The organism is Bacillus sp. BC08, from assembly GCF_054326875.1.
The window spans coordinates 1-329 of sequence record NZ_JBTGPA010000026.1 but is presented as its reverse complement, the minus strand read 5'-3'; the positions used below and the strand labels follow the sequence as shown (position 1 = coordinate 329).

2 rRNA genes are annotated in these 329 nt (G+C 44.4%); both read right to left on the bottom strand.

Features of this window, described 5'->3' with window-relative positions:
• Positions 1 to 37: 37 nt before the first annotated feature.
• Positions 38 to 153: ribosomal RNA gene (gene rrf / locus ACXVYO_RS06285) — 5S ribosomal RNA — on the bottom strand.
• A gap of 49 nt (positions 154 to 202) precedes the next feature.
• A 23S ribosomal RNA gene (locus ACXVYO_RS06280) occupies positions 203 to 329 on the bottom strand; the annotation flags it as partial.

Genomic DNA, 329 nt, shown 5'->3' with positions numbered 1-329 from the left:
ACAAAAAAGACGAGTCATACTGACTCGTCTTAAAGTTGCTTGGCGACGTCCTACTCTCACAGGGACAAGGTCCCAACTACCATCGGCGCTAGAGAGCTTAACTTCCGTGTTCGGTATGGGAACGGGTGTGACCTCTCTGCCATCATCACCAAACTATGAAGGCATATTCCTTCAAAACTAGATAACATTTGCTACATATTATATGGTTAAGTCCTCGATCTATTAGTATTCGTCAGCTCCACATGTCACCATGCTTCCACCTCGAACCTATCAACCTGATCATCTTTCAGGGATCTTACTAGCTTACGCTATGGGAAATCTCATCTTGA